This is a genomic window from Nitratidesulfovibrio oxamicus (assembly GCF_015731765.1).
GTDB classification, from domain to species: domain Bacteria; phylum Desulfobacterota; class Desulfovibrionia; order Desulfovibrionales; family Desulfovibrionaceae; genus Cupidesulfovibrio; species Cupidesulfovibrio oxamicus.
Genome location: NZ_VRYY01000046.1, coordinates 1 through 8,310 on the forward strand (window position 1 = coordinate 1; position 8,310 = coordinate 8,310).

Consider the following 8,310-nt stretch of genomic DNA (forward strand, 5'->3'; position numbering starts at 1 on the left):
GCCGGAACTGGCCGCGCTGCGCCGGGCGGGCCTTGCCACGGCGCGGGCCTGTTCGCTGGAACGTCAGCGCGAGGCGGTGCTTGCGCTGTGGGCGCGGGCGGAGAGGGGAGAGCTGTTTCCCCCCGCGCGCAGCTAGCCGCGTCTTTCTTCAGCCTTGCCGCGAGCGTCTGCATACTGGACAGGTTGCTCGCGAAGACGCATTTTTCCCGTGCACCCATAGAACATCCGTGACGCCCGCGTCAGACACATGGGCCGCTGCCCGCCTGTCTGCCCCTCGTCTGGTCCACCTGTCCGGGCCACCTGTCCGGGCCACCTGTCCGGGCCGCCTGCTGGGCCGATCAAGGCGCCGGTCCCGTGCCTTTCGCATCCGCGTGCGTCATCACATAAGGAATTTGCATCATGTCCAAGAAGAAACCGGAACGCCCCGCGCCGGAAAGCCTGGGGCTGCCCTGCACCGGCGTGGAATCGCACGCCCATCTCGATGGCAGCGAGTTCGACGCCGACCGCGAGGCCGTGCTGGACCGCGCCCGCGCCGCCGGGGTGGCGCAGTTGGGCAACGTGTTCCTTGGCCCGGAAAAATGGAGGGCCAACCGCCACCTGTTCGCGCAGCGGCCCGAGGTGTTCTTTCTGCTCGGCATCCACCCGTGCGAGGCGCAGGCCTGTGACGACGCGGCCCTTGCCGCCATGCGCGCGGCATTCGCACAGGATGACCGCCTGCGCGCCGTGGGGGAGATAGGTCTGGACTTCTACTGGGACGACTGCCCGCCCGACATCCAGCGCGCGGCCTTTCGCGCCCAGCTGGCCATGGCGCGCGAGGTGGGCCGCCCGGTGGTGATCCATTCGCGCGATGCCTTTGACGACACCATGCGGGTGCTGGAGGAGGAGGGTTTTTCCGGCTATCCGCTGCTGTGGCACTGCTTTGGCGGCGACGCGGCGCAGGCCGCGCGCATCGTGGCGCACGGCTGGCATGTGTCGTTGCCCGGCCCGGTCAGCTACCCGGCCAACGAACCCCTGCGCGAGGCCGCACGCACGCTGCCGCTGGACCGGCTGCTGCTGGAAACCGACTGCCCGTACCTGTCGCCGGTTCCGTATCGCGGCAAGCGCAACGAACCCGCCTACATGGTGTTCACCGCGCAGGCCGTGGCCCAGGCGCGGGGCATGGACGTGGCCGAACTGTGGACGGTGGCCGGGGAGAACGCCCGGCGGTTCTTCGGGATCTAGCGCCGCCGATTGCGGCATTCCTGAAGCGGGAATGTCGGGAACGTCGTGACGGCGCGCCGCCGCCGGGGAGGCTGCATGCCTGACCACAAGACGCAAAATGTTCAGGTTGCCGTGCCGCCGCAAGGTGGTGGGGGCGGGCGTACCCCGGAGGGTGAAATGTCCGACAGTCGTACCCCGGACAGTCGTACCCCAGACAGCCGTACCCCGGACGACCGTGTCCCCGACGAAATCCGTCGTTTCGACCGGGCGCTGGCCCTGTTCGAGGCCGGGGCGTGGTTCACCTGCCACGAGGTGCTGGAACACCTGTGGCTGGATGAAGCCCGGCCCCGGCGCGACGTGTACAAGGGCATCCTGCAAATCGCCGTGGGCCTGCTGCACGAGGAGAACGGCAACCGCGCCGGGGCGCTGCGCCTGCTGGAGCGCGGTGCCGGGCATCTGGCCCCGTTTCTGCCTGCATGGTTCGGGGTGGATCTGGCGGCCCTGCGGGACGAGGCGTTACGGCTGCGCGGGGTATTGGCCGCGCTACCCCCCGGCCAACGGCTGGACGCGGCGCGATGGAAGGAACTGCTGCCGTGCGTGCGGCGTGCGTACGCCTCCGGCGGGCAGGGGGGTACACTCTGCGGTCGCCATCCGTAAGACTCGCGCGTCGGGTACGATGGCCGCAGGGCGAGCAAGCTTGCCAACGGTTACCCTTCGTGCCTTTCAGGTCGATCTTCGCGCTCGCCTGACGGCTGCCGCTTAGCGAGGCCCCCCTGCACCCCCGCGCTCCAGGGGGGCTACGCCTCCCCCGGACCCCCGGCGTATCCTGCACCGCATTCCATGCCGGTCAGCTTCCCTCGGCCAAAGCGCCTTCGGGCGATCTGCCCGCGGAATGCGTATGTGCGCCGATCTCCCGGTGGCTTGTTGAAGGTCCGGGTCGTGCGGGTACCGTTTGTCAGTTTGCGGTGCGCCCGTGACGCCGGAGCTTCCGCCGTCGCAAGGCCTCCGGCGGTGATCTCCGGCTGCGGACGCAATCCGCGCAGAAGTTGGCGCATGCGTTCTGGTGGCCAGGTCGCGCAGCACCAGAATCGCTTCCGTGAAGGCAGGCCCGCTCAGGCCGTGGTGTCCGCCGTATGTCCGAAGCTTTCCAGCAGCCGCGCGATGAACCGGTCCACCAGCGCGTGTTCCGGCAGGCCGGTGACGCAGGCGTTGTCCAGCATGCGCGCCGCAAGGCCGGGCAGGGCGGGCACGCCCACCCGCGTATCAGGCAGCCCGGCCAGTTCGGGGCTGTCAGGCAGTTGTGGAAGTTGGGGCAGGTATTCGTCCTCGGCGCAGGCCACGCACGGACCGGCAAGCCGGTTCAGGGCCAGTACCTGTCGATGCAGGCCAAGGCCGCGCGCCAGCCGGGCGATGTCCGCCGCCGTTTCCAGGCTGCGCAGGCCCGGTTCGCTGACCACCGCCAGACCGTCCACTGTCGCCACGGTGCCCCGGCCAAGATGCTCCACCCCGGCCTCCAGATCCACCAGCACCCATTCGCGCCGGTCGTGTATCAGGTGGGCCAGCAGGGCCTTCAACAGGGCATTGGCCTCGCAGGCGCAGCCGCCCCCGGCCCCGGCCACCGACCCCATGACCAGCAGCCGCTTGCGGCCCGGCGCAATGCCGGGGGCCGCAGCCCCCCCAAGGGGAACCTCCACCGCCAGCGCCTCGGGCAGGTCGCCCACCTCAGGCGTCAGGCTGATCATGCCCGTGCCGATGCGCTGCATGATCAGGTCGTGCCGTTCCACCAGCGGCACCGGCAGGCCGTCGCGCGACAGTCCCGACGCGCGTCCCAGTGACAGGGCCGTGTCCGCGTCGATCATCCACACGTCGTGCCCGTGCCGGGCCAGATAGTCCGCCGTCCAGGCCGCCAGCGTGGTCTTGCCCGCGCCGCCCTTGCCCGCAAATGCCAGTTTCATGCGTGCCTCCTGTGTGGCGTCCGTTTCGGAAGGGAGAGAACCGGGGGCGGGGAAGGGACCCTTTCGGGCAAGGGTCTCCTTCCCCGCCCCCGGACCCCCACCCCATCCCCCCAAAGCTTTCGAAGGGGGGATGGCACGAAGATGTCCCGACAGCGTGCGCCGCTGTAGCCCCGCGTGTCCCGGCCAGAGCCGAAGTGCCGAAGCTGGGCCAGGGTGGGAGCCCCGGAGCTGGGCCGGAGCAGGAAGTGCCTGCCCCGGCCCGTCCCGGTGCGGGAAGGCGCGGCCACGGGCCGGTGACCGCGCCGCCGGGTGATGCGCAAGGCGTGCGTCTATGATGCCCGATGGTCCGGACGCGCGCCTGCATGCCGTACGCGATGCGTGATTTCAAATTAGGATTTTCGTTCGTTGGCAAGGAAAACGAGCCTGCCATGAGGGAGTGCGGCAGCCGTTGGGCGAGCTTGCGAGCCTTACGGATGGCGGCCGCAGCGCGTACTCTTCTCGTATTCGACCGAGCCTTAGCCGTTAGGTGAGCGCGCAGCGCGAATCTTACGGACAAGGACAGCAAAGCCATGGCAGGCGAAGTTTGACCGCGTTGCGCACGATGCCCGTAAGGTTCGCAAGCTCACCTAACGGGCACGCTACGCGCCCTTCGGGTCGGTTGGCCAACGGGCGAAAAGACAATTCGAGCGCCTACGCGGAAAGGCCCAGCTTCCTGCGGCGATCAACGATATGCGCTTCCAGCAGGTCCGCCGCCTTCACCGGGTCCGCTTCCACCATGAACGCCGCGCCCACCAGCCCGTTCAGGCCGTCAACGGCCAAGCCGGTCACCACGTCGCTGCCCAGGATGTTGGGCGGCAGGCCGAGGTGGGTGGGAATGCCGCTGGCCACGGCGTACAGGCCGATGGCCGCCGCCTTTTCCGAATACCATTCCGGCGACGACGCCCCCACGGGCAGGTCGCTGATGTCCACGCCCAGTTCATCGGCCAGCAGGCCGCACAGTTGCAGGATGCGCGAATTGTCCACGCAACTGCCCATGTGCAGCACCGGCGGCACGCCCAGCGCCTTGCACACGGCGGAAAGGCCCGGCCCGGCCATGTCGGCGGCCTCGGGCATCAGCAGCCCGGCCTTGCCCGCCGCCGTGGTCACGCAGCCGGTGGCCAGCACCATGATGTCGCGGCGAATGAGTTCCTTCGCGAGACCCACGTTGCCGGAATCCTGCATGATCTTGGGGTTGTTGCACCCCACGATGCCCACGAACCCGCGAATCTGCCCGGCCTTCACGGCATCCAGCAGCGGGGCCGGGGTGCCGCCCAGCGCGGCCAGGATGGCCTCGTTGGAGAAGCCGGTGGTGATGGGCACCGGCTGCACGGGAATGCTCACCCGCGCGGGGTCGCGCCTGGTGAAGGCCTCGATGGCCAGTTGCACGATTTCGCGACACTTTTCCTGCGCGTTGTGGGGGTGCACCTCGATGTGCGTGGCCCCGGTGAATCGCCCCTTGGGCGAGGTGGTCACGAAGCGGGTGTGGTAGCAGGCGGCAATGCGCACAAGGCTGGGCATGATGCACTGGTAGTCGGCCACGATGGCGTCCGCCGCGCCGGTGACGATGGCCAGTTCCGTCATCAGGTGGTTGCCCGCCATGGGAATGCCCTGGCGCATCAGCAGTTCGTTGCCGGTGCAGCACAGCCCGGCCACGTTCAGGGCTGCGGCCCCGGCATCGCGGGCGGCCTGTTGCAGGGCCGGTTCGCGCGCGGCGGCCAGGATCATTTCCGACACCACGGGGTTGTGCCCGTGGACAAGGATGTTCACGGCGTCTTCGCGCAGCACGCCAAGGTTCACGGTGGACTGGCGGGGCATGGGCGTGCCGAACAAAATGTCCGAAAGTTCCGTGCCGATCATGGACCCGCCCCAGCCGTCGGCCAGCGCGGTGCGCGCGGCGTGGGTCAGCAGGCTGGCGGGGTCGTTGTCGCACCCCATGTGGGTGCGGTGCATCATTTCTACGATTTCGCGGTCCACCCCGCGCGGGGTCATGCCCAGCCTGGCCCACAGTTCGCGCCGGGCCTTGGGGGCGCGCTTCAGAAAGGCCAGTTCGGTGCGGCGGCTGCCGAAGTCGGCGTAGCACACGTCCACAAGGTCGCGGGCCACGTCCATGGTGGGGCGGGTGTCCGCGTCGGCCACGCCCAGTTCACCGGCAATGCGGCGCAGCTTGGCCTCGTCGCGGATGGTGTAGCCGGGGGCGTGGCCTTCCACCACGGCTTCCAGCGTTTCGATCAGGTCGCGGCCATGGTCGGAATGCCCGGCGGCTCCGCCCGCGATGAACCGACCGAAGTTGCGGGCCACGATGACGTCGGCATCGGCTCCGCACACGCCGTAGCGCATCTTGCCGTCCTTGCGGTTGGCGATGCGGCAGGGGCCCATGACGCAGTTGCGGCAGGTGGTGCCCAGTTCGCAGAACTTGCAGTGGGGCGTCTGCTCGCGCATGCGGTCCCACGCGGTGGGAATGTTTTCGGCCTCGGCCTTGCGCAGCATCTGCCGCGCGTCTTCCCACAGGGTGTGCTCGGTGTAGGGGGTCTCGGAATTCATGTTGCCCTCCCTGGGCGGTGGCCCCGCACGGGGCCGCTGCGGTTGCACCACGTCCGCTGCCGTTTCCCGCGACGCGTGCGGACGCATCCGCCGCCCCCGAACGTCCTCTCCTGCGCGCGGGCGGCACTGTATGGTGCGAACGTAGCGCGGCAGGGCGGTGGAGTATGTCGGATAGCCGACAAAAGGTGCGAAGGTGCGGAAAAAAGGAAGGGGCGGGAGAAAACGCGCCAAGGCTGCGGCAAGGGGGGGAAGGCGGCGATGGCGCGGCGATGGCAAGGTAGTGGCGGCAGGCGAAACGGCGGCAGGGTGCATGCCCCCCGCCGGAAAGGAAGGGGGCGGAACCGTGGTCGCCGACTGGCAGGGGAAAAGGGGCCGGGCTGGGCCGGACAGAAACGGCTGACGCCGATCTACGCGCTGGCCAGTTCGCGCAGGCGGTCCATGTCGCGCACGCGGTAGACCCCGCGCCCCACCCGTTCAAGGATGCCGGAGCGGATCATGTCGTTGAGCAGGGTGGATACGGTCTGGCGGGTGGCCCCCACCATGCCGGCCAACTGTTCCGTGGTCAGGTCCATGCGGATGATCTGGCCGCTGCCGGGCTGCACCGACCGGGACGGCGTGGCGTGGTGTCTGGCAGGTGCATCGGCCGCCACGTCCATTCCGGCAAGGTCGGCGGAATCGCCTGGGTCGGGGGCGGGCGCCCGTTCGGCCTGTTCCAGCAGCAGGGAGGCCAGGCGGGTATTGCTGTCGCGAAACACCAGCCCCTCGATGAGAAAGAAGGTGGAGCGCAGCATCTGCCCCAGCACCCGCACCATGATGCTCGAAACCTCCGGCAGGTCGGTCATGCGGCGGCGGAAGGCGCGGGTGTCGGTCAGCAGCACCTCGCCGTCGGCCAGGGCCTGCACGTGCGCTCCGGTGTGGCTGCTGTAGATGTCGCCCCGCTCCAGAAAGGCCAGCGTGAATTCCTTGCCCCCGTAAGAAAGGTACACCCGGAACCGGCCCGACTTCACCACCAGCACCAGATCCTCCTGCTCGTCGGGCCAGAAGATGCCCTGCCCGCGCGTTACCCGGCGCATGGCGAACATCTCGCGCAGGGGCGCGCTTTCGGGGCGCTCCAGTGCTTCCAGCAGATCGACGTCGGAGAGCTTCATCATCATGGCGGGGGCTCCTGGCGTTCCGGTACGTGGCGATGGGAGGCATTGGTGCGTGGGGCAGGTGCGGAACGCACGTTCCAGCATGGCACAGCCGCCAGTCCGGAGCAACGCATCACCTGCGCCTCGTCAATTGTGTGCGCGGGACGAAACGACGCATCCCCGTGCCTTCGCCACACGGTGACGGCACGGGGATGTGAAGGGAAGGCAGGGTAGTCGCCAGGGGGTCGCGCCCGCGCTACTCCAACCCCGCCTTGCGAAACGCCTCCGCGATGCTCTCGGCGTACGGGGGGCGCAGCACGCCCACCTCGGTGACGATGCCCGCGATGAGCGCGGCGGGGGTCACGTCGAAGGCAAAGTTGTACACCGGCACCCCGTCGGGGGTGATCTGGGTGTCGCCCACGTGGGTCACCTCGCGCGGGGTGCGGTCCTCGATGGGGATGTGGTCACCGTCGGGGGTGTTCCTGTCGATGGTGGACAGCGGCGCGGCCACGTAGAACGGCACGCCGTGTTCGCGGGCCAGCAGGGCCACGGAATAGGTGCCGATCTTGTTGGCGGCGTCGCCGTTGGCGGCAATGCGGTCGGCCCCCACCACCACCTTCTGCACCATGCCCTTGCGCATCAGGTGGCCGCAGGCGTTGTCGCAGGCCACGGTGACGGGGATGTGGTCCTCGTGCAGTTCGTAGGCGGTCAGCCGCGCGCCCTGCAGGAAGGGGCGCGTTTCGTTGGCGATGACCGAAATCTTCTTGCCCGCGTCCACCGCCCCCCGGATGACCCCCAGCGCGGTGCCGTACCCGGCGGTGGCCAGCGCGCCCGCGTTGCAGTGGGTCATCACCGTGTCGCCTTCGTCGATCAGCGCGGCGCCGTGACGGCCCATGGCGCGGTTGATCTCGATGTCGTCGCGGTGGATGCGCCGCGCCTCCGATTCCCACAACGAGACCAGCGTGGCGAAGGGCGCGTGTCCGGCGGTCTTCAATACCTTGCGCATGCGGTCCACGGCCCAACGCAGGTTGACGGCTGTGGGTCGGGCGGCGGCGATGCGTTCCAGCAGGCCGTCCAGCACCGGGTGCCAGTGGTCGCCCGCCTCGGCGGCCTCGTACGCGGCCAGCACGCAACCCCACGCTGCGGTCACGCCGATGGCGGGCGCGCCGCGCACCACCATGACCTGCAAGGCCGTGACGATGTCTTCCGTGGTCCGGCAGACGAAATCTTCCTGCCGGGTGGGCAGCAGGCGCTGGTCGAGCAGGATCAGGGCGCGCTGGGCGGCGTCGTAGCGGATATGGTGTTCCATGGGGCCTCCGTGGAGTGGGCGCGGGTATGGGGTGCGCGAAACGGTTGCGCGAAACGGTTGCGCGGACCGGGCATGCCGGGGAAGGCGCGCGGGGCGGCGGCGGTGGCCTGCGTGAGCCGCCGGGCGTGCCGATTTC

At 69.3% G+C, this 8,310-nt stretch carries 6 protein-coding genes; 2 read left to right on the forward strand and 4 right to left on the reverse strand.

Annotated features, from left to right (window positions below):
* The first annotated feature begins 399 nt into the window (after positions 1-399).
* Together FVW20_RS02270 and FVW20_RS02275 are read left to right on the forward strand one after the other, a co-directional pair.
* Complete coding sequence (locus tag FVW20_RS02270; protein WP_196608117.1) at positions 400-1,221, forward strand: TatD family hydrolase; 822 nt, start codon at positions 400-402, stop codon at positions 1,219-1,221.
* A 156-nt stretch (positions 1,222-1,377) separates the two neighbouring features.
* Entirely contained in the window at positions 1,378-1,857 is a 480-nt protein-coding gene (locus tag FVW20_RS02275; protein ID WP_231038792.1) for a DUF309 domain-containing protein, read from the forward strand.
* Positions 1,858-2,312: 455 nt separating this feature from the next.
* On the opposite strand, the gene FVW20_RS02280 is transcribed toward FVW20_RS02275, so the two are convergent.
* The 4 genes from FVW20_RS02280 to mtnA all read right to left on the reverse strand — a co-directional run bounded on the left by FVW20_RS02280 (position 2,313) and on the right by mtnA (position 8,174).
* Positions 2,313-3,155: an ATP-binding protein gene (locus FVW20_RS02280; protein WP_196608118.1), complete on the reverse strand. Its 843-nt coding sequence runs from the start codon at positions 3,153-3,155 to the stop codon at positions 2,313-2,315.
* Between the two features lie 690 nt (positions 3,156-3,845).
* Positions 3,846-5,735, reverse strand: coding sequence for an anaerobic carbon-monoxide dehydrogenase catalytic subunit (gene cooS, locus FVW20_RS02285; protein WP_196608119.1), 1,890 nt, complete (start codon positions 5,733-5,735; stop codon positions 3,846-3,848).
* Between the two features lie 407 nt (positions 5,736-6,142).
* Complete coding sequence (locus tag FVW20_RS02290) at positions 6,143-6,889, reverse strand: Crp/Fnr family transcriptional regulator (RefSeq protein ID WP_231038793.1); 747 nt, start codon at positions 6,887-6,889, stop codon at positions 6,143-6,145.
* Between the two features lie 232 nt (positions 6,890-7,121).
* Positions 7,122-8,174, reverse strand: a complete 1,053-nt coding sequence (mtnA, locus tag FVW20_RS02295; RefSeq protein ID WP_196608120.1) for an S-methyl-5-thioribose-1-phosphate isomerase — start codon at positions 8,172-8,174, stop codon at positions 7,122-7,124.
* Positions 8,175-8,310: the final 136 nt, after the last annotated feature.